This window comes from Thioalkalivibrio paradoxus ARh 1, from assembly GCF_000227685.2.
In the GTDB taxonomy this organism is placed as follows: domain Bacteria; phylum Pseudomonadota; class Gammaproteobacteria; order Ectothiorhodospirales; family Ectothiorhodospiraceae; genus Thioalkalivibrio; species Thioalkalivibrio paradoxus.
Genome location: NZ_CP007029.1, coordinates 555,389 through 578,989, shown reverse-complemented (window position 1 = coordinate 578,989; position 23,601 = coordinate 555,389). Strand labels below are relative to the sequence as shown.

At 67.3% G+C, this 23,601-nt stretch carries 21 protein-coding genes; 5 read left to right on the top strand and 16 right to left on the bottom strand.

The features are described 5' to 3' along the window. Positions 1–67: 67 nt before the first annotated feature. A complete protein-coding gene (locus THITH_RS02710; RefSeq protein ID WP_006746039.1) occupies positions 68–643 on the bottom strand; it encodes a CDP-alcohol phosphatidyltransferase family protein in 576 nt (191 codons plus the stop codon). Positions 644–852: 209 nt separating this feature from the next. Here THITH_RS02710 and purM point away from each other — a divergent pair, with 209 nt between their 5' ends. The 3 genes from purM to THITH_RS02695 are packed head-to-tail and all read left to right on the top strand — an operon-like array spanning position 853 to position 3,376. Beyond that, entirely contained in the window at positions 853–1,914 is a 1,062-nt protein-coding gene (gene purM, locus THITH_RS02705) for a phosphoribosylformylglycinamidine cyclo-ligase (RefSeq protein ID WP_006746040.1), read from the top strand. Next, positions 1,911–2,645, top strand: coding sequence for a phosphoribosylglycinamide formyltransferase (purN, locus tag THITH_RS02700; RefSeq protein WP_025367213.1), 735 nt, complete (start codon positions 1,911–1,913; stop codon positions 2,643–2,645). Before purM ends, purN begins: the two co-directional genes overlap by 4 nt. Continuing rightward, positions 2,627–3,376 (top strand): DUF3108 domain-containing protein, encoded by a 750-nt coding sequence (locus tag THITH_RS02695; protein ID WP_006746042.1) that lies wholly within the window; start codon positions 2,627–2,629, stop codon positions 3,374–3,376. Before purN ends, THITH_RS02695 begins: the two co-directional genes overlap by 19 nt. Positions 3,377–3,410: 34 nt before the next feature. Here THITH_RS02695 and pmbA read toward each other — a convergent pair whose 3' ends face one another. From pmbA to THITH_RS02655, 10 genes are all read right to left on the bottom strand, one after another. Continuing rightward, positions 3,411–4,769 (bottom strand): metalloprotease PmbA, encoded by a 1,359-nt coding sequence (pmbA, locus tag THITH_RS02690; protein WP_006746043.1) that lies wholly within the window; start codon positions 4,767–4,769, stop codon positions 3,411–3,413. 110 nt (positions 4,770–4,879) lie between these two features. Continuing rightward, complete coding sequence (gene tldD / locus THITH_RS02685; RefSeq protein ID WP_006746044.1) at positions 4,880–6,322, bottom strand: metalloprotease TldD; 1,443 nt, start codon at positions 6,320–6,322, stop codon at positions 4,880–4,882. Positions 6,323–6,359: 37 nt separating this feature from the next. Continuing rightward, complete coding sequence (locus THITH_RS02680) at positions 6,360–7,202, bottom strand: carbon-nitrogen hydrolase family protein (RefSeq protein ID WP_006746045.1); 843 nt, start codon at positions 7,200–7,202, stop codon at positions 6,360–6,362. A 28-nt stretch (positions 7,203–7,230) separates the two neighbouring features. Continuing rightward, positions 7,231–11,079, bottom strand: a complete 3,849-nt coding sequence (locus tag THITH_RS02675; protein WP_006746046.1) for a YhdP family protein — start codon at positions 11,077–11,079, stop codon at positions 7,231–7,233. A 96-nt stretch (positions 11,080–11,175) separates the two neighbouring features. Continuing rightward, positions 11,176–12,660 (bottom strand): ribonuclease G, encoded by a 1,485-nt coding sequence (rng, locus tag THITH_RS02670; RefSeq protein ID WP_006746047.1) that lies wholly within the window; start codon positions 12,658–12,660, stop codon positions 11,176–11,178. An 84-nt stretch (positions 12,661–12,744) separates the two neighbouring features. Then, the gene (locus tag THITH_RS02665) at positions 12,745–13,896 is read right to left on the bottom strand and encodes an AI-2E family transporter (protein WP_006746048.1); all 1,152 of its coding nucleotides are present in this window, start codon (positions 13,894–13,896) and stop codon (positions 12,745–12,747) included. Beyond that, positions 13,893–14,258, bottom strand: a complete 366-nt coding sequence (locus tag THITH_RS02660; protein WP_232222284.1) for a DUF2281 domain-containing protein — start codon at positions 14,256–14,258, stop codon at positions 13,893–13,895. Before THITH_RS02660 ends, THITH_RS02665 begins: the two co-directional genes overlap by 4 nt. A gap of 28 nt (positions 14,259–14,286) precedes the next feature. Beyond that, positions 14,287–14,466: a hypothetical protein gene (locus THITH_RS18420; RefSeq protein WP_156925480.1), complete on the bottom strand. Its 180-nt coding sequence runs from the start codon at positions 14,464–14,466 to the stop codon at positions 14,287–14,289. Between the two features lie 121 nt (positions 14,467–14,587). After that, positions 14,588–14,746 (bottom strand): hypothetical protein, encoded by a 159-nt coding sequence (locus THITH_RS18415; protein ID WP_006746050.1) that lies wholly within the window; start codon positions 14,744–14,746, stop codon positions 14,588–14,590. Between the two features lie 5 nt (positions 14,747–14,751). After that, complete coding sequence (locus THITH_RS02655; protein ID WP_006746051.1) at positions 14,752–15,684, bottom strand: LysR family transcriptional regulator; 933 nt, start codon at positions 15,682–15,684, stop codon at positions 14,752–14,754. A gap of 293 nt (positions 15,685–15,977) precedes the next feature. Between THITH_RS02655 and sohB the strand changes: the two genes are divergently transcribed. After that, positions 15,978–16,973, top strand: a complete 996-nt coding sequence (sohB, locus tag THITH_RS02650; protein WP_006746052.1) for a protease SohB — start codon at positions 15,978–15,980, stop codon at positions 16,971–16,973. Positions 16,974–16,978: 5 nt separating this feature from the next. Beyond that, positions 16,979–17,173 carry a hypothetical protein gene (locus THITH_RS18965; protein ID WP_084222606.1) on the top strand — a complete coding sequence of 65 codons (195 nt, stop codon included), beginning with the start codon at positions 16,979–16,981 and terminating at the stop codon, positions 17,171–17,173. 57 nt (positions 17,174–17,230) lie between these two features. On the opposite strand, the gene THITH_RS02645 is transcribed toward THITH_RS18965, so the two are convergent. The 5 genes from THITH_RS02645 to soxA form a co-directional block, all read right to left on the bottom strand. Then, a complete protein-coding gene (locus tag THITH_RS02645; protein ID WP_006746053.1) occupies positions 17,231–18,226 on the bottom strand; it encodes an IS110 family RNA-guided transposase in 996 nt (331 codons plus the stop codon). A gap of 499 nt (positions 18,227–18,725) precedes the next feature. Next, entirely contained in the window at positions 18,726–20,615 is a 1,890-nt protein-coding gene (htpG, locus tag THITH_RS02640; protein WP_006746054.1) for a molecular chaperone HtpG, read from the bottom strand. Continuing rightward, a complete protein-coding gene (locus tag THITH_RS02635) occupies positions 20,608–21,531 on the bottom strand; it encodes a 23S rRNA (adenine(2030)-N(6))-methyltransferase RlmJ (RefSeq protein WP_006746055.1) in 924 nt (307 codons plus the stop codon). The genes htpG and THITH_RS02635 overlap by 8 nt, the downstream gene beginning before the upstream one ends. Positions 21,532–21,718: 187 nt before the next feature. Beyond that, positions 21,719–22,390 carry a sulfur oxidation c-type cytochrome SoxX gene (gene soxX, locus THITH_RS02630; RefSeq protein WP_006746056.1) on the bottom strand — a complete coding sequence of 224 codons (672 nt, stop codon included), beginning with the start codon at positions 22,388–22,390 and terminating at the stop codon, positions 21,719–21,721. A 28-nt stretch (positions 22,391–22,418) separates the two neighbouring features. Next, a complete protein-coding gene (soxA, locus tag THITH_RS02625; RefSeq protein ID WP_006746057.1) occupies positions 22,419–23,261 on the bottom strand; it encodes a sulfur oxidation c-type cytochrome SoxA in 843 nt (280 codons plus the stop codon). Positions 23,262–23,601 lie beyond the last annotated feature (340 nt).

Sequence of the window (23,601 nt, the reverse complement as noted above, 5' to 3'; positions counted from 1 at the left end):
CGGGCAGGATGGTAACCGCCGCGGGAAGAACCGGATGCCGGCTTCAGCAAGGGCGCGGCAGAGCGGCTCATGCCCCACGCCCGGCATCGGCCGACGGAAAGAAGTGGACCCAGGCACGCCAGCCCCAGATCGCGGTATAGGCCAGTCCGCTGAGCACGGTGGTCAGGCTCACGACCACGATCAGGGTCTGCACCCACAGCGGATCGAGATCCAGAATGCCGACCTTCAGGATCGCACCGAGCACCAGCAGGATCTGGAAGAAGGTATTGACCTTGCTGATCATCAGCGGCTCGATCTGCAGGGGCCCGACCCAGCGCCGGTAGGCCAGCGACCCCAGCGTCAGCCACAGGTCGCGCCCGACGACCAGAAACAGCAGCCAGAGCGGCAGCAACCCGGACAAGGTCACCGCAAGATAGACGCCGAGCATCAGGATCTTGTCCGCGGCCGGATCGAGCCAGGCACCCAACGCCGTCTTCCAACCGTAGCGGCGGACCAGGTAGCCATCCAGTGCATCGGTCAGACCCGCGACCGACAGCAGCGCCAACGCCGGCCAGTAATCGCCCCGGTACATGAACCAGACGATCGGCACGGTCAGCACGATGCGCGACGCGGTGACGGCATTGGGAATGTGATGCAGGCGCATGCGGGTCAGCGGGCACACGCGGGCAGGGCATGTCCCCGGCTACTGCCGCCCGTCCCCGTTCCTTGTCGAAACAACACCACGCTCCAGAACCTCGACCGCCCCGGCAACCAGCGCGCAACATAGCACAGGCCCGCCCGATTTCCGGAGCCCCTTTTGCATGCGCACCGCGCGCTCGCTACCATTTCATGCCCCGATCGACGAGATCCCCCATGCCCGATTCCCGAAGTGGTCTGACCTATCGCGACGCAGGCGTCGACATCGAGGCAGGCAGCTCGCTGGTCGAGCGCATCAAGCCCCAGGCCGCCCGCACCCGCAGACCCGGCGTGCTCGCTGGCCTCGGCGGCTTCGGCGCGCTGTTCGAACTGCCGCTCGACCGGTATCGTCAGCCGGTACTGGTTTCCGGCACCGACGGCGTCGGCACCAAGCTGCGGCTGGCGCAGATGCTGGGGCGACACGACAGCATCGGCATCGATCTGGTCGCCATGTGCGTGAACGACATCGTCGTTCAGGGCGCGGAACCGCTGTTCTTTCTCGATTACTTCGCCACCGGCCGTCTCGACGTGGACATCGCGGCCGACGTGGTCAAGGGCATTGCCGACGGCTGCGTGCAGGCCGGCTGCGCACTGGTCGGCGGCGAGACCGCGGAGATGCCGGGGATGTACCACGGCCAGGACTACGACTTGGCGGGTTTCGCGGTCGGGATCGTCGAGAAGGACCGACTGCTCGACGGCAGCTCGGTGCAGGCAGGCGACGTGCTGCTGGGGCTGGCATCGAGTGGGCCCCATTCCAACGGGTACTCGCTGATCCGGCGGGTGGTGGAACTCGCCGGCACCGACCTCGAGCAGCCGCTCGACGGTTCGGACGCGACGTCCCCGACGCTCGGAGAGGCTTTGCTGGCCCCGACCCGAATCTACGTGCGCCCGCTGCTCGAACTGCTGAAGACGCAGCCGATCCATGCCCTGGCTCATATCACCGGGGGCGGTCTTACCGAGAACCTGCCACGCGTACTGCCCACGGGCCTGCAGGCTCGGATCGACCTCGCGGAATGGCCACGGCCGCCGGTGTTCGACTGGATCCAGGTCGCCGGCGACATCGACGAGCCGGAGATGCTGCGCACCTTCAACTGCGGAATCGGCATGATCGTCGTGTTGCCGGAATCGGCGGTGGACGCAGCGACCTCGGAGCTGGCGCTGGCGGGAATCCCGGCATGGGCGATCGGGAGGGTGGTGCACGGGGCCGGTCCCCCTTCGGTGCGCTACCTCAGCACATGACGCCGGGGGCTGAAGAACCGCAGCCATTCGCCGGCCCGGATCGCGCCCGCTCGCGTCCGCGGAGGCTGGCCGTGCTGATCTCCGGGCGCGGCAGCAATCTGAAGGCGCTGATCGACGCCTGCACCGACGGGCGGATCGACGGCAGGATCATCACGGTCGTCTCCAACCGCCCCGGGGCACCAGGGCTGGAACATGCGCGGGCGGCGGGAATCGAGCAGACGGTGGTGGATCACCGCAGGTTCCCGGACCGGGCGGCGTTCGACCGGGAGCTCGCGGCGACACTGGAATCCAGCGCCCCGGACCTCGTGATTCTCGCGGGCTTCATGCGCGTGCTGACACCGGAGTTCGTGGCGCGGTTCGCCGGCCGGATGGTGAACATTCACCCCTCGCTGCTGCCCGCGCTGCGCGGCCTGGACACGCATGCGCGGGCCTTGGCCGCGGGAATGTCGACCCACGGGGCCAGCGTGCATTTCGTGACCTCGGAACTCGACGGCGGCCCGGTGATCATGCAGGCCCAGGTGCCGGTGTGCCCGGGCGACACCGGCGAAACGCTCGCGGCTCGCGTCCAGCTGGCCGAACATCGACTGTACCCTGCGGCGGTCGCGCTGATCTGTTCAGGACGCGTTCAGTGCGCCGGGGGCACGGTGCTCTACGACGGGCAACCACTGGAACGCCCGCTACTGCTGGACGATCTGCCGGAGGCCGCGACACAATGCATTGGCTCCCCCTGACCCTGCTGATGCTCGCGGGTATCGCGAACGCCCCGGCATCGGCTTCCACGCCAGAGCCCTTCCCGGGGTACACCGCCACCTACGAGGCAAGTGTCTTCGGCAACACACTGACCGTGCAGAGCACTCTCAGCCATGAGGGCGAGAACCTGAGAATGGCGATGGACGCGCATGTATCCGGCTACCTGCGCCTGCTCGGACGCTTCGAATTCAACCGCGAGACCCTGTTCCAGGTCGACGGCACGGAAATCCGGCCGCTGCAGTCGCGCAGCGTCCAGATCACGCCGCGCCGTGAACGGCGCGTCGAGACCCGCTTCGACTGGACCAGCGGCCGCGCCCAGGGCCGGGTGGGTCAGGATCACTTCGACCTCGAGGTCCCGGAAGGCACCCAGGACTTTCTGTCCTCGATCTATCTGACCATGGACGCGCTGCGCCGCGGCGCGCTCGAGAACGTGATGCAGGTCACCATACTCGAACGTACCCGACTCCGCAGCTACCGTATGGGGCGCGAAGGCACCGAGCGGCTGGACACAGCGCTGGGCCGATTCGATACGGTGCAGATCACGCGCCGCGATGCCGACAGCGACGTGGCGCTGTCGAGCTGGTTCGCCAAGGATCTCGGCTATCTTCCGGTACGGCTGGACTACGAGGCCGACGGATCGATCTACCAGCTGAATCTGACCCGCCTGGAGTGGCACGACCCGCTGACCGCACCCGGCACGGACAGCCGCTGACCGGCCCTTCGACCCGGCAACCGTCGGCCGATGATCAGTCGCCGGCGACGGTCATCGACTCGATCAGCACGGACCCGGTGCGGGTGTTGCCGCGCAGGTCGGTGTCGTTTCCAACCGCGGCGATCCGCCGATACATGTCGCGGAGATTGCCCGCGATGGTGATTTCCTCGACCGGGTAGGCGATCGCGCCGTTTTCCACCCAGAACCCGGCAGCGCCCCGCGAGTAGTCTCCGGTCACTTGGTTCACCCCCTGGCCGATCAGCTCGGTGACCAGCAGGCCGGTGCCCATGTCCGCGAGCAGATCGGCAAAGCCACGGTCGCCCGGATACGGCCTTACCGTGACGTTGCGTGCGCCTCCGGCGTTCCCCGTCGTCTGCAGCCCCAGACGGCGCGCGGAATAGCTGTCGAGAATATAGCTCTCGAGCACGCCGCCGGCGACCAGCGCCCGTTCCCGGGTACGCACCCCCTCGCCATCGAACGGTGCACTTCCGAGCGCCCCCGGCAACAGCGGCCGTTCGTCGATTTGCATCCAGTCGGGAAACACCTGCTGCCCGGCGGCATCGAGCAGGAACGAGCTGCGGCGATACTGGGCGGACCCGCCGATCGCGCGCGTGAAGCTGCCGATCAGCGAGCGCGCCATCTCCGGCACGAACAGGACCGGGCAGGTCCGCGTGGCAAGCTTGCGCGCTCCGAGCCGTCTCAGCGCACGCTCCGCCGCCACCCGACCCACAGTTTCGGCTTCGGCCAGGTCCCCGGCGTCGCGTGCCACGGTGTACTCGTAGTCCCGCTGCATTCCGCCCGCATCGCGCGCCACGAGCGCACAGGAGATCGTGTGCCGCGTGCTGCAGTACCCACCCATGAAACCCTGACTGTCGCCCAGCCAGAACATCGCGCGGCGGGTGCCGACGCTCGCGCCCTCGGAGTTGTCCACGCGCGGGTCCAGCGCGAAACCCGCCGCCTCGGTGCTCCGCGCCAGCTCGATCGCCTGGTCCGACGGGCAGTCCCAGGGGTGGTCCAGCTCCAGATCGGGCCAGTCGCGCGCCTGGGCGTCGGCCTCGGGCAGGCCGGACCAGGGGTCCGGCTCGGTGTGGCGAGCGATCCGGCAGGCCGCCTCGGCCGTCTCCCGCAGCGCCCCGGGACTGAAATCCGTGGTCGACGCAGAGCCCTTGGCCTGCCCGAAATAGGCGACCAGCGCCATTTGCTGGTCCCGCTCGTGTTCCAGCGTCTCGACCTCGCCCCTGCGCACGGTCACGCTGAGTCCGACGTTGTGGCTGACGACGACCTGCGCCGCCGACGCGCCACAGGCGCGCGCATGCTCGAGCACCCGGGCGACCCGCTCCTGCAGGGATTCGGCGGTGTGCGACAGGGCCTGTATCTCGTTCGTTCGATCCATGCTGATTCCGTGTACTGCGTTGAGCCGGGCTGCGGCGACCGGCGGGCGGCCCGCCAGAACCGCGGCCTGGGTGAGACGGTGGGAAACGCTGTGACCAGGCCTGCGCCCGGTCACAGCGCCTGGGTGCCGCCGACGGTCATGCCGTCGACCCGCAGGGTCGGCTGCCCGACACCGACCGGAACGCCCTGCCCTTCCTTGCCACAGGTGCCCACCCCGGTATCCAGTTCGAGATCGTTCCCGATCATCGAAACCCGGGTCAGCACATCCGGACCGTTGCCGATCAGGGTAGCGCCCTTCACGGGACGGGTCACCCGCCCGTTTTCGATCAGGTAGGCCTCGGATGCCGAGAACACGAACTTGCCGGAGGTGATGTCGACCTGACCGCCGCCGAAGTTGACCGCATAGAGCCCGCGGTCCACCGAGGCGATGATTTCCTCCGGCGCCCGGTCGCCCGCAAGCATGTAGGTGTTGGTCATGCGCGGCATCGGCAGATGGGCGTAGGACTCGCGCCGGCCGTTGCCCGTGGACTGGCTGCCGCTCAGGCGTCCGTTCAGGCGATCCTGCATGTAGCCACGCAGAATGCCGTCCTCGATCAGCACCGTCCGCTGCGTGACCGTTCCTTCGTCATCCACGTTCAGCGAGCCGCGCCGGCCGGGCAGCGTGCCGTCGTCGACGATGGTGATGCCCGCGGCGGCCACGCGCTCGCCGATCCGCCCGGCGAAGGCCGAGGTTCCCTTGCGGTTGAAATCGCCTTCCAGGCCATGCCCGATCGCCTCGTGCAGCAGAACCCCGGGCCACCCGGGTCCGAGCACGACCTTCATCGTCCCGGCCGGGGCATCGACCGCCTCGAGGTTCACCAATGCCTGCCGCACTGCCTCGCGGGCATAGCCTCCGGCCCGGTCACCCTCGGTGAAATACTCGTAGCCCGAACGGCCGCCGCCGCCGGCATTGCCCGATTCGCGCCGGCCGTCCTGCTCCACCAGCACCTGCACGTTCAGCCGCACCAGCGGGCGCAGGTCGGTGACCAGTTCGCCCTCGGCATTCAGCACCAGCACCATTTCCCGAACGCCGGAGAGCGAACAGATCACCTGGGTCACGCGCGGGTCGGCCGCGCGGGCCACCGCATCGACATGTTTCAGCAACTCGATCTTGCGCCCTTCATCCAGCGAGCCCAGCGGGTCGACCGGAAGGTACAGCGGCACATCCCGCATGGCACCGGGGCGCACCGCCGCCGACGCCGTCTGGCCGCTCCGGGCAATGCTGCGCGCGGTACGGCCGGCCTCGAGCATCGCCGGCAGCGTGATCTCGTCCGAGTAGGCAAAACCGGTCTGTTCGCCGGCGATCACCCGGATGCCCACCCCCCGCTCGATGTTGAAACTCGCGCTCTTGACCAGCCCGTCTTCCAGGGACCAGCCCTCATGGCAGACGAACTGGAAATAGCAGTCGCCGCCATCGGTGCCACGCCCGAACGCCGCTGCCAGTACCTCGCCAAGCTGCGACTCGGTCACGCCGCCAGGGTCCAGGAGGGTTTCGCGCACAAGACTATCGATCATCGTGTTTCCGCCGGTTGGAATGGTGGAGCCCGGTCCCTCAACTGGAGGTCGGGGCAACCTCGACTTCGCAGGCGAGCCGCCGGTGCTGCACTGCCGGGAACAGCGTGCGGATCCGGCCGACGCATTCACAGCCGAGATCGGCGACCAGCACCCCCGGGTTACGCCCGAGCTGCGCGACGACGCGGCCCCAGGGGTCGATCAGCGCGCTGTGCCCGTAGGTCTCGCGACCGTTCACGTGGAACCCGCCCTGGGCCGCGGCCAGCATGAACATCTGGTTCTCGATCGCCCGCGCCCGCAGCAGGATGTCCCAGTGTGCCTGCCCGGTCTGCGCGGTGAACGCGGCCGGCATCGCCACAAATTCCGCACCTTGGTCCAGCAAGCCTCGGAACAGTTCCGGGAAGCGCAGATCGTAACAAACCGCCAGCCCCATCCGCCCAAAAGGCGTATCGAGCGTGACGATTTGCTCGCCCGGCTCGTAGATTCGCGACTCGGTGTAGCGCTCGTCGCCATCCGGGAGACGCACGTCGAACAGGTGCAGCTTGTCGTAGCGGGCGACCCGCTCGCCCTGGTCGTCGAACACCATGCAGGTCGAACGGGCACGGTCGCCGCGGAGCGTCTTCAGCGGGATCGTGCCCCCCACCAGCCAGATCCCGAGGCGCCGCGCCTGCTCCGCGAGAAAGGTCTGGAGGGGGCCGTCCCGAGGATCCTCGGCAATCTTCAGCACGTCGGTTTCCTGCATGCCCATCATCGCGAAGTTCTCGGGCAGCACCGCCAGCTTCGCGCCCTTCTCCGCCGCCTCCCGGAGCAGGCGCTTCGCCTCCAGCAGGTTGGCCTGGGGCTGGGGTCCGGACGCCATCTGGATCGCGGCAATGTTCGTCATGGCATGCACCGTGGGTTGTTCAATCGAATCATTCCTGTTCCGTTCTCACCCGGGCTCTGATTACCGGGTTGGACCATGGACCGGTCACGAAATATTCCACTCGCGCCGCTTCCTCCACCTGATCCCCGATCCCAAGTGCACGTTCCACCAGCAGCACCACCGCACCGGCCACCGGACCGCCCACCAGCGCGCCCACGATCGGGAGTGTCGAACGCAGGCGCGGCACCACCACGATCGACTGATCGAAGTCCCGCGCAATCAGACCGGTGCGGCCGCTGACCCGGACCACCGCCGAGGGACTGCGGATCCGGAGTTCCGGGATCAGCAGATCGCCCCCGTCGATCGTGGCATTACCGGCCAACCGGTCGAAGATGAGTCCCTGAGTATAAACGTCCCGGAAGTCCAGGCGCAGGCGGCGCGGAATCAGGTCCAGCGTGACCAGTCCCAGCAGCCGGCCCGCGCCCGGTTCGACATCCCGCAGCGCCCCCTCGGCGAGATCGAGATCCACATGCCCCTGCAGGGTCGCAGGATCCGGCGCATGGAGCGCCCCGGGCCAGGCGAGGCGGAACCGTGCCACGCCCGTACCCTGCTCCAGCGCCCGCGATACCCCGATGGATCCGAGACCGGCACCCCAGTCGTCACCGCGGGCCTCGATCGACAGCTCGGTGGCATGTGCCCCGTCCGGGGCCTTGGTCCAGCGACCATCGCCTGACAGCGCGACACCGCCATCCGGCGCACCGAGGTGTGGCAGCCGCACCTCCAGCCCTTCGGGCTCGGGCAACAGGCGCAGGTCGAGGTCGGCGAAGCGCAACTCGCCCAGGCGCAGGTCAGCCGCGGTCAGATCCACTGCCGGCCACTGGCGGGGATCCTCGAACACGTTTTCCGGGCGTGGCGGCCCGCTGCCTGCCCATTCGGGCAGGTGGTCGAGATGTAGCCGCTCCAGCGCGATGCGCCAGCGGCCGCGCCCGGGAACACCGTCCTCATCCACGGCAGCCGCCGGCTCGATCCATGCCTGGCCGCGCAGCCAATCGCCGCTGAGGCTCAGCCAGTGCCCGCGGGCAAACGGGTTTAGCCTGAGCTGCAGGCCGGGCAGCGTCAGACTCCCCCAGCGGATGCTGTCGGTCACGTCGATCTCGGCCCGTCGCAGCTGCAAGGTATCGGCGGCGTCGACCGGCGCACCGCCCGCGGCCAGCCCTTCCAGCACCTGCAGCCAGGGGGCAACGTCGACCGACGGGAGCCGCACATCCAGCTCGATCCCGGTTTCGGGTACCGGCCGGCGCTCGGGAAGCGGCTCTCCAAGCTGCAGCGCGATGGCGCGGACGGTGCCCAGGCCCGCATCGCGGGAGGGTTCGATGCGCAGGTCGGCGGCGAGCACGCCGGCGAAACGGATCCGGGCGAGGTCGCCGGCGGCCGGCCCGATTGGCCAGACGATGCTCAGCGGCCGGCGTGTGCCGCGCGTCTTGGCGAGCGGAGGCGGCCAGTCGACCTCGACCCCCTCGAGATCCGTCGAGAGTTCCAGCACCGAATCGCCGGCGTCGTCCAGGCGGATGTCCGCACGCCAGTGGGCGCTGCCGCGGACCTGGTCCAGCCACGGCTGCTCCCCCACCCAGGGCACGAGGGGTTGGCGACCGGAGGCCCGCAGCTGCACGCCACTGGCGCCAGCGGGCCGTTCGACGTCGATCACGACGGGTTCGCCATGCACGACCGCCTGAATGCCCTGGCCCCGGATTTCCAGCTCCGGCCCGAAGCGCAGCTCGCCGCGCAGCCCCTGCAGGCGCAGCGGCACCTCGGGCAGCTCCAGGAGCGCATCGTGGACGCGCAGGTTGCCGGCCACCTCGGTCGCTTCCGCGCCTTCACCATGGAGCGGAATACGCAGCTCCAGATCCAGTTCGCCGTCTCCGCCCGACTTCACTCCGTCGCCGTACCATCCGAGATCGCCGCCGATGCCCGCCTGGCGCAGGTAGTCCTGCAGATCGTCCAGCGGTCCCGCCGATCGTCCGCGGATTTCAAGCAACGGCCGGTCCAGCATGTCGGCGACGGTCACCTCGGTGTCGTCCACCTGCGTGTCCAGGATTCGGCCCGACACGTCCTCGGCGCGAAACGACGCGTTGTGGAATAGCAGCGTGCCTGCGAGGCCTTCCGCCACCGGCCAACCCGGCTGGTAGTCGAGCCGCCCGTCCTGGATCCCGGCGCGCAGCAGGAAGCTGCCCTCGCCATCCCGGAACGGAAAATCCCGCGGGTTGCCGCGGTACACCATGCCGCCCCCGGTCAACGTGGCGTCGCGAATGCTGTCCGCGAGCCACTGGTAGGTCCGCGGCGGCAGGAGATGTTCGGGCAGATACGGGGTGACGCGGCTGCCATCGGCACGCAGGAAGCGCAGCGCGAGATCGAGCTGCGGCTGCTCGCCGAACACGATGCGGCCGTCTCCCTCCGTCGCCGCATCCGGGTTCTCCGCGTAGAAGTCGGAGATGGCGAGACGCCAGCCGGATGGGTCGCGCTGCAGGTCCAGCCGCGCGCGCAGCCGATCGAGCCACAGCGGAGCGCCGTACCAGCGAGGCAGATCGACCTCGAGCCCGGTGCTGTCCAGCGCCAGGATTCCGCGCCCATCCTCCCAGTCGAGGCTCACGTCGAGCCCGGAGAACCCCGGAATGGCCTCGTGCGCGTTCAGCTTCAGCGCCGCCGCGTCCGCCTCCGCCGCGCGGACCTGCCAGCCCGCGTCATCGCGGGCCAGCAAGACCTGCACCGAATGCAGATCCCCGGACGGCTGCAGCGCCACCCATGAATCGAGCCCAGGCACCGCATCCGGATACAGCCAGCCGGCGATGCGCGCATAGGGGCCGAGTGCGATGCCGGTGGCCGCCAGCGAGATTTGGTCGGCGGCCCGTCGTGGACCATCGCCGACCAGGCGGTACTCGATCCGCGCATCGCCCGCGCCCGGGGTGCGGGCGCTCCACCAGGCCACGGCCTCGCGGTCCAGCGCGCGCCATTGGAAGCGGTGGCCGAAGGCGTGGAGGCGCCGTTCATCGCCGTGCACCAGCAGCGCCCGCGTATCGTGTTCGCCCTGCAGGCGCCGCACCCTACCGTCCTCGAGGCTGCCCCAGATTTTCACCGAGCTGGCCCCGGCAAGCTCCCCGGGAACTCCCGCCATCCTGCCCCAATAATCGAGCTGAAGATCGTCGGCCTCCAGATAGAATTCGGCCGGCTTCGTTCCCGCCAGGGGGGCCTCGAGCCCCAGGTAGATCCGCCCGCCGGCCTCCGCGAGCAGCCGCCCGCGCCCGATGGCCCGGAGCCCGCGGCCGTCGGCCTGCAGATCCAGGGTGTCGACCCGCACTCCCGCGTGCAGCTGGTGCCCGGCGTCGACCCACTGCAGACTCGCGTCGGCAATGCGCACGCGCCCGAATTCCCGGAAATGGCGCTGCCAGTCCTGGGCCAGCGGGTCGCGCCCCCCGAATTGCCAGCCGTGCGCGGTCAGCACCCCGTCGGCATCGCGTTCCAGGCGCAGATCCACCCCGCTCAGCCGCACTTCCCCGGGTACCGGGCGGCGAGCGCGCAGGCTGCGCAGGGGCGCCAGCGTCAGGCCGACTTCGCGCGCCTGCAGCGGGATGCCGTCCGGTACCGCGATCCACACCTGCCGGGCGACCAGTTCCGGTGCCCAGCCGGACCAGCTCAGCTGCAGCGACTCCACCCGGACGTCACGGTCGATCCAGGTCCCGGCGAGTCGTTCCAGGCCGGTCGCCAGCCCGTCGGAATGCGGCAGAATCAGACGCAGGGTCAGCAACAGCAGCGACAACACGGCCAGCACCAGCGCAACCGCCGACACGACCGCGCGCAGCCACCACCGCATCACCAGCCCCCCCCGGCCGCCGCGGGCCGACATCGGGGCCACGGCCACGCCGTCCGTACAGTCATGGAGCGGGAAGCCGGAATCGGCGCCGCCGGAAACGGGCACATTTCGTTCAGACGCGCACCCGGTTCAAACGAACACCACGTCGAACTGTTCCTGCTGGTACAGGCTTTCCACCTGAAACCGGATCGGCACGCCGACGAACTCCTGGAGTTCGGCCAGGCTGGACGATTCCTCGTCGAGCAGGAGATCGATCACGCTCTGCGACGCCAGCACCCGCAGTTCCCTCGCGTCGTACTGGCGCGCCTCGCGCAGAATCTCGCGGAACAGCTCATAGCAGACGGTCTCCGCCGACTTCAGGTAGCCGCGACCGCCACAGGTCGGACAGGGCTCGCAGAGCAGGTGCTCCAGGCTGTCGCGGGTGCGCTTGCGAGTCATCTCGACCAGACCCAGCGGGGACACGTCGCAGATCTGGCATTTGGCGTGATCGCGCTCGAGCGCGCGTTCCAGCGCACGGATCACCTGGCGCTTGTGCTCGTCGTCCTGCATGTCGATGAAGTCGATGATGATGATGCCGCCGAGGTTGCGCAGCCGCAGCTGGCGACCGATCGCCTGGGCCGCCTCCAGGTTGGTCTTGAAGATGGTCTCCTCGAGGTTACGGTGGCCGACGAAGCCGCCGGTATTGATATCGACGGTGGTCATCGCCTCGGTCTGATCGAAGATCAGGTAACCGCCGGACTTGAGTTCCACCTTGCGCTCCAGCGCACGCTGGATTTCCTCCTCGACGTTGAACAGCTCGAAAATCGGCCGCTCGCCCGGGTAATGTTCGATCCGGCCGGTCAGTTCGGGGATGTAGCGTTCCGCGAACTCGCTTACTTTCTGCCAGGTCTCGCGCGAGTCGATCCGGATGCGTTCGAGTTCGACCCCGACCATGTCGCGCAGGATGCGCAGCACCAGCGGCAGGTCGGCGTGGATCTCCTGCCCGGCCTCGCAGTTGGCGGCGCTCTCCTGCAGGGTGTCCCAGAGCTTCTTCAGGAAGATCACGTCGTTGTGCAGCGCGCCCTCGTCCGCCAGCTCGGCCGCGGTGCGCACGATGAAACCGTGCTCGGGTGCATGCTCCCCCCGCAGATGCTCCATGGTTTCCCGCAAACGGCTGCGGGTGCCGTCGTCCTCGATCCGGGTGCTGATGCCGATATTGGTTTGGTTGGGCATCAGCACCAGGTGCCGCGAGGGAACGGTGACATAGGTGGTCAGGCGCGCGCCCTTGCTGCCGAGCGGATCCTTGATCACCTGCACCAGCAGATCCTGCCCCTCGCGCAGCAGCTGGCTGATCGATTCGTTGCGCCGGCAGGGGTCGCCGTTGTTGCAGAGTTCCTCGCGCTCGACCGGGGCAACATCGGAGGCGTGCAGGAACGCCGTGCGGTCCAGCCCGATATCGACGAACGCGGCATCCATACCCGGCAGTACCCGGCAGACGCGGCCCTTGTAGATGCTGCCCACCAGGCCGCGGCGGCGGCTGCGTTCGAGATGCAGCTCGGTCACGATGCCGTTCTCGACCAGGGCCACCCGGCTCTCCTGCGGGGTGATGTTCATCAAGAGTTCGGTGCCGGTCATGCATTCTCTCATCGTTGGTGCTGCGCGACCCGCTCGGTTGCATCGCCGCGGGCGTGGAAAGGGGATCCCGCGGTGGCGGACTGATCACGCCATCCTGGGACCGGGCGGGGACCCGGGCCGTTCCCCGGAATCGGGCACATCGGGCGGCTTTGCGCCTCCCGGATCGCCGCCGTCTTCCTGCCTGGCACCCTCGTGGCGCGGCCAGGACTTCAGCACCGCGTGAACCAGCGTGGCCAGCGGGATCGCAAAGAACACGCCCCACAAGCCCCAGATGCCGCCGAAGATGAACACCGCCGCGATGATCGCGACCGGGTGCAGGTTCACGACTTCGGAAAACAGCAGCGGTACCAGCACGTTGCCGTCCAGGAACTGGATCACCGCGTAGGCGATCAACACCCAGGCAAACTCACTCGACAGCCCGAACTGGAAGTAGGCCACCAGCGCCACCGGGATGGTGACCACTGCGGCGCCGATGTAGGGGATGATCACCGAGATCCCGACCATGAACGATAACAACACCGCGTACTGCAGCCCAAACCAGTGGAAGGTCATGAAGCTGACCGCCCACACCAGCAGGATCTCGATGAACTTGCCACGCACGTAGCTCGCGATCTTCACGTTCACCTCGTTCCAGACCTGGCCGGCCAGGCGCCGGTCACGCGGCATGAAGCCCATGAACCAGTTCAGGATCGCGTCCCGGTCCTTCAGCATGAAGAAGACCATCAGCGGCACCACGATCAGGTAGATCACCACGGTGACCAGATGCTGGGCGGAGGCCAGCGAGACCTTGACCACCTGCTGCCCGAACTGGGTGGCCTCGGCGCGGATCGCGCCCATGATCTCGAAGACCTGCTCCTCGGAGACGATCTGCGGATAGCGCTCGGGCAGCTGCAACAGCAATGCCTGCCCCTGAGAGATCATCACCGGCAGTTCCCGGACCAGCTGCGTGACCTGCTGCGACATCAGTGGCACCAGACCGAACAAGGCGGCGGTCACCAGCGCGAAGAACGCGGCCATCACCAGGATCACCGCAAGCAGCCGCGGAACCCGGAACCGCGTGAGCTTCGCGACCGCGCCCTCGAGCAGGTAGGCGATCACCAGGCTGGCCAGCAACGGCGCCAGGATGCGCCCGGCGAAGATTACCAGCAGGAACCCAACCAGCAGCAGCAGTGCGAGAATCACCACCTGCGGATCGGTGAAATGCCGCTCGTACCAGCGACGCAGCACCTCGATCATGAGGAGGATCGCACCCGCTCGTAGTGGGCCGCGAACACGACCTCGAGCTCATCGATGACCTCGGCGGCCGGTTTACCCTGCATCACGTGCTGGCCCATCAGCGCAGAGGCTTCGTTGAACAGCGGACCGCGGTCGAGCATGAAATAGGTCTCGGACAGCCGGCGCATCGCCTTGATCACCGACTCCTCTTCCGGCCGCGGAATCGGCTTCGGCTCGGGCAGCGGCGCATCCTCGGCCTCCGGAACCCGCGCGAGCAGGAACTGCGCAAACTCCAGCAGGGTCCGCTGCTGTTCCTCGGGCAACCGCTCGGCGATCTCGGCCAGCTGCTGGCCGACCGCCTTGCTGCCCCGTTTCATGTGCATCGGTGCGATCACGCATCCGTCTCCAGTTTCAGGCTGAATGCCGGCATTCAGCGCCGTTTCCGCATCCGCTCGGGTTCGGTGACCGGGCGACGACGGCGCGACCGGACAGCTCCCGCATGCCCTGCCATTCGGCCCGTGCTTCAGCCAGCGGTGCGCCGCCATTCGGTGGCGGATGGTGGCGGACCCCCACGATGATATCGTCCAGCATGCCCGGTTTCATTTCCGGGCGAAACCGCAGCCCGCAGGCCAGGGCATCCGGCCGGCTCGAGCGCCGGAGGCGTCGATCGGCCGCCGCTCCCCGGCCACCCGGCGGCCATCGCCGACTCTGGTCACCCGCCGGAGCCCGGCGACCCGCGCCGCAGATTCCGGCGAATCCCGTCGCGCGAACCGCCCGCAACGGGAAAACCGATCGCACGCTGGTCCAGACGCGATTCTATCAGGCTCGGAAACTCCGAATAGGTCTGCTGGATCACGCGAAAGTTCATCATCCGCCCTACTCCGCCGGTGTAGCCGGGCTGGGGTCGGGTCTGTCGCCGTGAGTGCAATACTCGCGCATGAAGCGCAGCAATACCTCGAGCGTCGGCACACGGAATTTCTGCCGCGCATGCACCAGCGAGATCGGGCGTTCCAGCGTCGGCTCCAGCGGGATCGCGACCAACTGCCCAAGCACCACTTCCTTCGCGATCACCGACTCGGACAGCATCGAGATCCCCATCCCGGCCGCCACCGCACCCTTGATCGCCTCCGGGCTGCCGAGTTCCATGCACAGATTCAAGCGCGCGCGGCTACAACCCTGACGTGTGAGGTAGTCCATGATCACCTCGCGGGTACCCGATCCCTCTTCCCGGCAAACGAACGGTTCGTCGACGAAATCCTTCAGCGTCACCTTGTCGCGCTGGGCCAGCCGGTGATCCGGCGGCACGATCAGGCGCAGCCGGTCGATCAGGCAGGGGTGCACGATCAGGTTGCGGTTGCCGACCGTCGCTTCGACCACACCGAGGTCGATTTCGCTCTCCTCGACCATCGCGACCACCGCCTCGGTATTGCCGACCCGCAGGCTGATGCCGACCTCCGGATGACTGCGCAGGAACGCTCCCAGCAGCGTCGGCAACAGATACTCGGCGACGGTGGTACTGGCACCCAGAACCAGCGCGCCCCCCACCGCACCCTTCAGCTCGCGCAGCGCGGCCTCCATCTCGGCGTAGGTCTCGAAAATGCGCTCCGCATAGCGGAACACCAAGCGCCCCGTATCGGTGAGGGTCACGCGGTTGTGGGTGCGGTCGAACAGCCGGGTATCGAGCTGCTCCTCGAGCTGGCGGACCTGGAACGTCACCGCCGGCTGCGTCATGTGCAGCACCTCGGCTGCCCGCGTGAACGAGAGCAGCCGGGCCACGGTAGCAAAGACCTGTAAGCGCCGATCCGACATGGGTGTGGTTTCCCCCGGACGTTCCGGCGCATCCTAGCAGGACCGGCAATGCCGCAATAGCAGACCGACAATCCCTGCGACAACTGCAGCCCCGGGGCAGACTGGCCGCAGACCGCTCGCCACCTCGGCACGGCGACCGAGCAGGGGCGGTCTCCGCCGACGCCAAGCCGCACCGCCCCCCGAGGTCGTGCGCGCGATCGCCCAGGCGTCGTACTATCGCGAAGACGCGAGCGCCGGACGCGGCCGTCCGGGTAGCCCGCCAAACGCCAGGTCGACGAACGAAGCGAGGTTGCATGGAGTTTCTGCACGAATACGGACTGTTTCTGTTGAAGGGGCTGACTATCCTGGTGCTGACGCTCGGGCTGTTCGGAGCCGTGATCGCTGGCACCACCCGGGGGCGGATGCGCGACGAGGAACAGCTTACGGTCCGGCACCTGAACCAGCGCTACCGCGAGATGGAGCGAATTCTCCAGCGCAAGATCCTCGGCCGCCGCGCGCTCCGGCAGCAGATTCGGCAGTACCGGCGGGAACGGAAACAGGCAGCGCGCAGCGGAGCTCAGGAGTCCACTCGCGTCTACGTACTCCGATTCCAGGGCGACATCCGCGCGACCCGCACCGACAATCTCCGCGAGGAGGTCTCGGCAGTGCTGACACTGGCCCGCCCCGGGACCGACCGGGTGGTGCTCTGCCTGGAGAGCGCGGGCGGCCTGGTGCCGTCGTACGGGCTCGCAGCCGCCCAGCTCGCGCGGCTGCGCGAGGCCGGACTGGAGCTCACGGTTGCAGTGGACCGGGTCGCGGCCAGCGGCGGTTACCTGATGGCCGCGGTCGCCCACCGGATCGTGGCCGCACCGTTCGCGGTCGTCGGCTCGATCGGCGTCGTCGCCCAGATCCCGAACCTCCACCGCCTGCTGAAGCGCCACGATATCGACATGGAACTGCTGACTGCCGGGCAGTACAAGCGCACGCTCACCGTGCTCGGCAAGAACACGCCCGAGGGGCGCGCCAAGTTCCAGCAGGAACTCGAGGAGACCCACGGGCTGTTCAAGGCCTACCTGCAGCGCTTTCGCCCGCAACTGGAACTCGACACGCTGGCCACCGGCGAGCACTGGTACGGAGAACAGGCGCTGGAACGCGGTCTGATCGACGAGCTGCGCACCAGTGACGATCTCCTGCTCGCGCTGGCCCGCGAACACGAACTCTACGAGCTGCGGTTCAGCCGCCGCCAGCCGCTGGGCCGCCGCATCGGCCTGGCTGTCGAACAGGGCCTGGAACGCCTGCTCCGCGGCTAGTTAGCGTGAAAGTCACGGCCTGTCTCGTGTCCCCGGCGACCCGTAGGGCGGAAAAGCGCAGCGTCATCCGCCGTACGGCGTTCGCAGTGCCCAGGCGCCTGCGGCAACCCGGGCGCCGGATGGCGGATGACGGCCTTCGGCCTTTTCCGCCCTACGCCTCTTTCATCATCGGGGGTGGCCACATAGGCCATTTAAATTAGCGCGAAAGTCACGGCCTGTCTCGTGTCCCCGGCGACCCGTAGATACTCCGTTTCCTGTCAAGCGGGTTGCTGATGTTGATCGCTGAACAGTTTGGAGGAGTCGAACGGCTGACCGCTCTGCATGCAGGCCCAGATGCCGGTGAGGTACTTGCGCATGACGGCGCACAAGGCCTGGATTTTCTTCTTGCCGCGGGCGACCAGGGCGTTGTAGAAGGCCTTGGCGTACGGGTCGTGCACGATCGCTACCATCGCCGGCATGTACAGCGCGCTGCGCAGGTAGGCGTTGCCCGTCTTGGCCAGACGGCCGGGTCGGTGGACGCTGGAACCGGATTCGTGCAGGCGCACGTCCAGCCCGGCATGGCGCACGACTTGGTTGGCTTTCAGATCCTTGGGCAGGGTGCACAGTTCGGCCAGGAGGGCCAGGCTGCTGGCGGTCGCGATGCCGGTGGCGGCGCAGAGGTGGGTCTGCTGTTGATCCAGTTCAGGGGCTTTCTGGATCCGTGCCTGGGCTGCCTGTTGCAGGCGCTCGATGCGCTGGTTCAGCTGGGCGATGCCTTCCTCGGTATCCTCGATCAGCAGCTTCGGGGCGCCCTGCCGAGATTTCAGGGCATGCAGTTGGTTCTTGGCCTGGGTACGCGCGTGCAGCAGCCGGTTGAGGTGGCGGCCGAGGTCTCGCAGTTCCCGGTAGGTCGTTGGCGGTGGGGTCCAGCGCCGGGGCGTCATGCGTTCGGCGTATTCTGCCAGCAGGGCGGCGTCGAGCGGGTCGGTCTTGCTGCCGCGCAGGGTGATCTCGGCGAAGTGCCGGAAGCTTCGCGGGTTGATCACGCAGACGGGCAGCCCGGCCTCGTGCAGTGCCAGCGCCAGGTCCAGGTAGTAGATCCCGGTGGCCTCCAACACGATGCACGTCGGTTGCAGCGCCTGCAGCTTGCGGATTGCCCGGGCGTGGCCCTGGGCGGTCTGCGGGAAGGTCTGGGCCTTGCTGTGCTTGCTGTTGCTGCGGCAGACCAGGTCGAAGGATTCAGCGGCGACATCAATGCCGACGAAAGTGCTCATCACGATTCCTCCTTTCCCTTGCGGGGTTCGATTGCGTCACAATGGTCACCGGTTCCCCGACCTCGCACTTCTTGCCGGTTCGACCTTGTAATGCGAAGTCCAGCCACGCTGGCTTCCGGATACTCCTCGAAATCGGCAATGAGGCGGGGAGCCCATCTACGCACGAGGTCAGAAATATTCTGCCTCCAGGGCGGAACGGCTTCCCCGGTGTCTGGCAGAAAACCTATCAAACCAGACGGCTTCAACATACAAGGGCGGAAAAGCGCAGCGTCATCCGCCGTTCGGCGTTCGCGCCTCCCCGGCGCCTGCGGCAACCCGGGCGCCGGATGGCGGATGACGGCCTTCGGCCTCTTCCGCCCTACGCGTCTTTCATCATCGGGGGTGGCCACATAGGCCATGGAAGTTAGTGGCATCACCGGCAGCCGCCCCGACCCCCGCCGTTCCGGGCGAACCGCGGGGCCAGGGTCTGCTGATCGGATTCGCTGCCCGCCGCGGCCGCTCAGGCGCCCTTCAATAGCTGCCGGTTGAGGCGCGCGACGAACCCGGCCGGATCCTCGAGCTGGCCGCCCTCGGTCAGCAGCGCCTGCTCGAACAGCAGCGTCGCCAGGTCGTCGAAGTCCGCCGCCTCGGCCGCCTTCAGGCGTCCCACCAGCGGATGCGACGGGTTCACTTCCAGCACCGGTTTGCTGCCGAAGGTCGGCTGGCCGGCCTGTTTCAGCAGTTCCTGCAGGTATAGCGCCATCTCGTGCTCGCCGAGCACGATGCAGGCAGGCGACTCCACCAGCCGCTTCGACGCACGCACGCTCTCGACCCGTTCACCCAAAGCCTTGGCGATGCGTTCCGGCAGGTCGCCGAGATCGTCGGCGGTCGCCGCATCGTCGCCGCTCTTCGCGTCCTGCTCGCCGGTCACGTCGTCGAGATCCAGATCGCCCTTGGACACCGATTTGATCGGCGTGCCATCGAAACCGTCGAGGTGCGACAGCAGCCACTCGTCGACGCGATCGGACAGCAGCAGTACCTCGATGCCGTGCTTGCGGAAGATCTCGAGGTGCGGGCTGTTGCGCGCCGCGGCAGGGCTGTCGGCGGTGACCACGTAAATCGCCTTCTGGCCTTCCGGCATCCGCGCCTTGTACTCGGCCAGCGACACGTTCTGGGTATCGTCATCGTTGCGGGTGCTCGCGAAACGCAGCAATTTCGCGATCTGCTCGCGGTTCGCGTAGTCCTCCCCCGGACCTTCCTTCAGCACCCGGCCGAAGTTCGCCCAGATCTCAGCGTATTGTTCGGGCTCGTTCTCGGCGATCGACTCCAGCAGGCCCAGGATTTTCTTCACCGAACCCGAACGGATCCCGTCGACCAGCCGGTTGTTCTGCAGGATCTCGCGCGAGACGTTCAGCGGCAGATCGGAGGAATCGACCACGCCGCGCACGAAACGCAGGTAGTTCGGCAGCATCTTCTCCGCGTCGTCCATGATGAACACGCGCTTCACGTACAGTTTCACACCATGGCGGCGGTCGCGGTCCCAGAGGTCGAATGGCGCGCGCTTCGGGATGTAGAACAGCGTGGTGTACTGCTGCTTGCCCTCGACGTGACTGTGCACCCAGGCAGTCGGATCCTCGAAGTCGTGCGCCACGTGCTTGTAGAACTCGCGGTACTCGTCGTCGGTGATGTCGCTCTTCGCGCGCGTCCACAGTGCGCTCGCGCGGTTCACCGTCTCCCACTCGTCGGTGGGCTTGCCGTCGTCGTCGAGCTTCGGCATCCGGATCGGGAACGCCACGTGGTCGGAGTAGCGGGTGATGATGTGGCGCAACCGGTAGGCTTCGAGAAACTCGTCGGCGTCTTCCTTCAGGTGCAGGATCACCTCGGTTCCCGGAACCGGGCGCGAGCAGGTTTCGATGGTGTAGCTGCCGGTGCCGTCGGACTGCCAGCGCACCGCGCCGTCCTCGGGGGCATCGGCACGGCGCGTCTCCACCGTCACCCGGTCGGCGACAGTGAACGACGAATAGAAGCCGACGCCGAACTGCCCGATCAGCAGCGCGTCCTTCTGCTGGTCGCCGGTCAGCTGGCTCAGGAATTCCTTGGTGCCCGAACGGGCAATGGTGCCAATGTTGGCCACCACCTCGTCGCGGGACATGCCGATGCCGTTGTCGATCACGCGAATCTCGCGCTGGTCCTTGTCGAAGCGCAGGTCGATATGCAGCTCCGCGGGCTGGGTGATCGTGTCGGGGTGAGCCAATGCCTCGAAGCGCAGCTTGTCGCAGGCATCGGCTGCGTTCGAAATCAGCTCGCGCAGAAAGATCTCGCGATTCGAGTACAGCGCGTGAATCATCAGGTGCAGCAGCTGGCTGACCTCGGTCTCGAAGCGGCGTTCTTCGCGTTGTGTCTCAGTCATGGTCCTTCACATCCTCAGGATCGTGTGGATCGGGGGTTTCGACCCGTACGAGGTGGGGACGGCCGCGGGCGTTTTCAAGCGCGAGCGCCTGAAACAGGCCACCGCGCCCTTCTGGGTCGAGACAGCGCCAGGCCGCAGAGAGCACCCGCCGCGCGTGCGTGTCGAGCTGCCAGGGCGCACCGACCACCGCGATTCCCGAACCCTGCAGCCCCGAACCACGCGGCGGATCGGTCAGCCGCAGTTCGCTGAACAGGATGCGCTCGCCGAGATGCGCAGCCCGCAGGGCCTCCCGCAGCTGCGGGTGACGGCCGTCCTCCAGAACCGGGTACCAGACCAGCAGAGTCCCGGTGTTCCACCGGCGCCGGATCTCTGCGGTCATCCGCACCACTTCGGTGTACTCGGCCGGCCGTTCGTAGGCCGGATCGAGCAGCGCGATGCCCCTGCGCGGCTCGGGCGGAAAGAGGCCGCGCGCGGCCTCGCGTGCATCGCGGCGGTGCACATGGCAACGCCGGTCCCCGTGCAGGCCGGCACGCAATGCAGCGTAGGCCGCGGGGTGCAGTTCGCAGGCGATCAGCCGGTCCTGCTCGCGCAGGCGGCGCCGGATCAGTTCCGGCGATCCCGGGTACACCGTGAGACGGGGCGGATCGGGCTGGAGCTCCCGGACGGCACCGAGCCAAGCGCGCAGGGCCGCCGGACCCCGCCCCAGCGACCAAAGCCGGCCGATGCCCTGGTGCCACTCACCACTGCGGGCGGCCATGCCTTGATCGAGGCGGTACTGCCCCGAACCGGCAAACAGGTCGATCGCGACGAAAGGCTTGGGCCGGGCGAGCAGGGAATCGAGCACCAGCCAGAGCAGCAGGTGCTTGTGCACGTCGGCGAAGTTGCCGGCATGGTATTCGTGCTGGTAACTGAGCATGGTGGCGCAAGACGATACCCCGAATCCCATGCGCCGACCACTAACGCCAGCGTGGCGCCCATCTCCCCCGAACGGGAGGGGAAGCCAAATCTCTCCCCGTGCCAGCAGCAGAGGGACGCACAAACAGAAAGGCCGCCGATGTTGCCACCGGCGGCCCCTTCAAGGTCCCTTGGGACCGGCTACTGCCTTACTCGTTGACCGGGGACTCCGGGTCGAACATGTACGCCATGATGTCGGCGATCGCTTCCTCGGTCAGGAAGCCGCTGGAGCCGAAACGCGGCATGTTCGTGCAGGGGAAGCACGCATGCGGGTTGTAGATCATGTCGTAGGCGTACTTCAGCATCGCCTCGCTGGTGCCGCGGGTCTTTCCGTAACCGGTCAGGCTCGGACCCACGGTGCCGCCGGTGCGGTCTGTCGCCATCTGGTGACAGTTGTAGCAGTTGCCGCCGACGGCACGTGCATCGTGGTTGTCGGGGTTGTGTCCGATACGGAATCCGAAACCGGACCAGGCCAGCTCCCGGCCCCGCTCCCAGTCGCCGAGCTGGATGCCACCTTCGGGGTAGGTGATGCTTTCCACCGCCGCGGTGCGAACCGCGTCCAGCGTGGCCTGATCGGGCTGGCCGCCGCCAATCACGGAACACGCCTTTTGCATCTCGTCCTGCACCATGCGTTGCTTCGCGGTGCCACCTTCCTGCACTTCCTGGTCGAGGTTGAAACCGTCGGCCTCGAAAATCAGGTATTCGGCGAGCTCTTCCGCCGACATCGCAGTGTAGTCGACGTCGGCCACGGCAACACCGCCGGCGATGATCATACTGGCGAATGCGGCGATTCCGGCCGCAACAGGGGTCTTCTTGAACATAGTAAGAGTCTCCATTTTGCGTACGGGATCAGCGCTTCATGTCGGGCAGGATGGCCGGCTGGCCACGCGCGGCGTCGGTCCAGTAGGACATCAACGCGATCGAGGCGTCGCTGTTCGGGTTGACCAGCGGGCCGCGCATCTGCCAGTAGCAGCCGCGGATACGGTGCTGGCTGCTGCGGACATGGTCGTGGCCGACGCGGAACGCGGGCCAGGAGATCGCCTTGCTCCATTCCTCGCCCGTGTCCTTATGCGGCAACACCGACGCGCGGATCTGCTTGCCCTTGTCGCCATGGCAGGTGTTGCAGTTGAAGTCGGCGATACCGGAACGCCGGTAGAACATCACCTCGCCGGCATCGCGGAGCGCCTTTTCCATCGGGTGATCGAGCGGCGGATTCCAGGCCATGCCACTGGACTGCATCGCGATATAGGTCTGCAGCTGCATGTGGTCGCTGCCCGAACCGTGGCGCTGGGTAACCGCCGGATCATCGGGCTCGAAACCCTGGATCGTGATCATGCAGTGCACCAGGCGGTTTTCGAGGTCCATCACCCGGTCGACATCCTCGAAATAGCGCGGCATTTCGACATACGCCCCCTCGAGCACACCGGGCCCCTTGCCGAAGTCACAGGTCTCGAGCGAGACATTATTGGGTCCGCGCGGCGTGTGGAACAGTTCGCGCCCGTCTTCGGCGACCCACAGCGCGGGGTTGTCGGGCATCATCATGATGTTCATCTCACTCTGGGTGAGATAAATCGACTCGATCGAATCGATCAGCCCCTGGAGTACGTCCTCCGGGGCCTTCCAGGAATCGGCGTTCGCCGATGCTCCAACAGCCAGTGCCACGGGCAGCGCCAGCAAGGCTTTTTTGAACATGGAAACCTCCATCACAAGGTGGACATCGTTTTTTTCGGCGGTTCGGGCCCGAGCAGCTCGAACGCCGCTTCATCGTGCTAATGTGCGGAACCCACTGTCAACAAGAACCATCACATTAGCGATTGCTAACGTGATGATTTCCTGGCCAGGTTCAGGACCACATCGAGATGACAGACGGAGCGTGGCGCTGGATTATTCCCGCAAATTTCCTGCGGCATGGCAGACGGGCACGCCCCAGATGGCGAACCCCGAAAAGGGAAGGGCCGGCATGGCCTGCGCGCGCTTCTGCAGGCAACGCCGGAACACACCGCCTTGAGGGATGACTCCGGACGCAGCCGGA

Coding starts and splice junctions, on each gene's coding strand:
- THITH_RS02710 (WP_006746039.1), bottom strand. CDS start 643: ATGCGCCTGCATCACATTCCCAATGCCGTCACCGCGTCGCGCATCGTG.
- purM (WP_006746040.1), top strand. CDS start 853: ATGCCCGATTCCCGAAGTGGTCTGACCTATCGCGACGCAGGCGTCGAC.
- purN (WP_025367213.1), top strand. CDS start 1,911: ATGACGCCGGGGGCTGAAGAACCGCAGCCATTCGCCGGCCCGGATCGC.
- THITH_RS02695 (WP_006746042.1), top strand. CDS start 2,627: ATGCATTGGCTCCCCCTGACCCTGCTGATGCTCGCGGGTATCGCGAAC.
- pmbA (WP_006746043.1), bottom strand. CDS start 4,769: ATGGATCGAACGAACGAGATACAGGCCCTGTCGCACACCGCCGAATCC.
- tldD (WP_006746044.1), bottom strand. CDS start 6,322: ATGATCGATAGTCTTGTGCGCGAAACCCTCCTGGACCCTGGCGGCGTG.
- THITH_RS02680 (WP_006746045.1), bottom strand. CDS start 7,202: ATGACGAACATTGCCGCGATCCAGATGGCGTCCGGACCCCAGCCCCAG.
- THITH_RS02675 (WP_006746046.1), bottom strand. CDS start 11,079: ATGTCGGCCCGCGGCGGCCGGGGGGGGCTGGTGATGCGGTGGTGGCTG.
- rng (WP_006746047.1), bottom strand. CDS start 12,660: ATGACCGGCACCGAACTCTTGATGAACATCACCCCGCAGGAGAGCCGG.
- THITH_RS02665 (WP_006746048.1), bottom strand. CDS start 13,896: ATGATCGAGGTGCTGCGTCGCTGGTACGAGCGGCATTTCACCGATCCG.
- THITH_RS02660 (WP_232222284.1), bottom strand. CDS start 14,258: ATGCACATGAAACGGGGCAGCAAGGCGGTCGGCCAGCAGCTGGCCGAG.
- THITH_RS18420 (WP_156925480.1), bottom strand. CDS start 14,466: ATGCTGGACGATATCATCGTGGGGGTCCGCCACCATCCGCCACCGAAT.
- THITH_RS18415 (WP_006746050.1), bottom strand. CDS start 14,746: ATGATGAACTTTCGCGTGATCCAGCAGACCTATTCGGAGTTTCCGAGC.
- THITH_RS02655 (WP_006746051.1), bottom strand. CDS start 15,684: ATGTCGGATCGGCGCTTACAGGTCTTTGCTACCGTGGCCCGGCTGCTC.
- sohB (WP_006746052.1), top strand. CDS start 15,978: ATGGAGTTTCTGCACGAATACGGACTGTTTCTGTTGAAGGGGCTGACT.
- THITH_RS02645 (WP_006746053.1), bottom strand. CDS start 18,226: ATGAGCACTTTCGTCGGCATTGATGTCGCCGCTGAATCCTTCGACCTG.
- htpG (WP_006746054.1), bottom strand. CDS start 20,615: ATGACTGAGACACAACGCGAAGAACGCCGCTTCGAGACCGAGGTCAGC.
- THITH_RS02635 (WP_006746055.1), bottom strand. CDS start 21,531: ATGCTCAGTTACCAGCACGAATACCATGCCGGCAACTTCGCCGACGTG.
- soxX (WP_006746056.1), bottom strand. CDS start 22,390: ATGTTCAAGAAGACCCCTGTTGCGGCCGGAATCGCCGCATTCGCCAGT.
- soxA (WP_006746057.1), bottom strand. CDS start 23,261: ATGTTCAAAAAAGCCTTGCTGGCGCTGCCCGTGGCACTGGCTGTTGGA.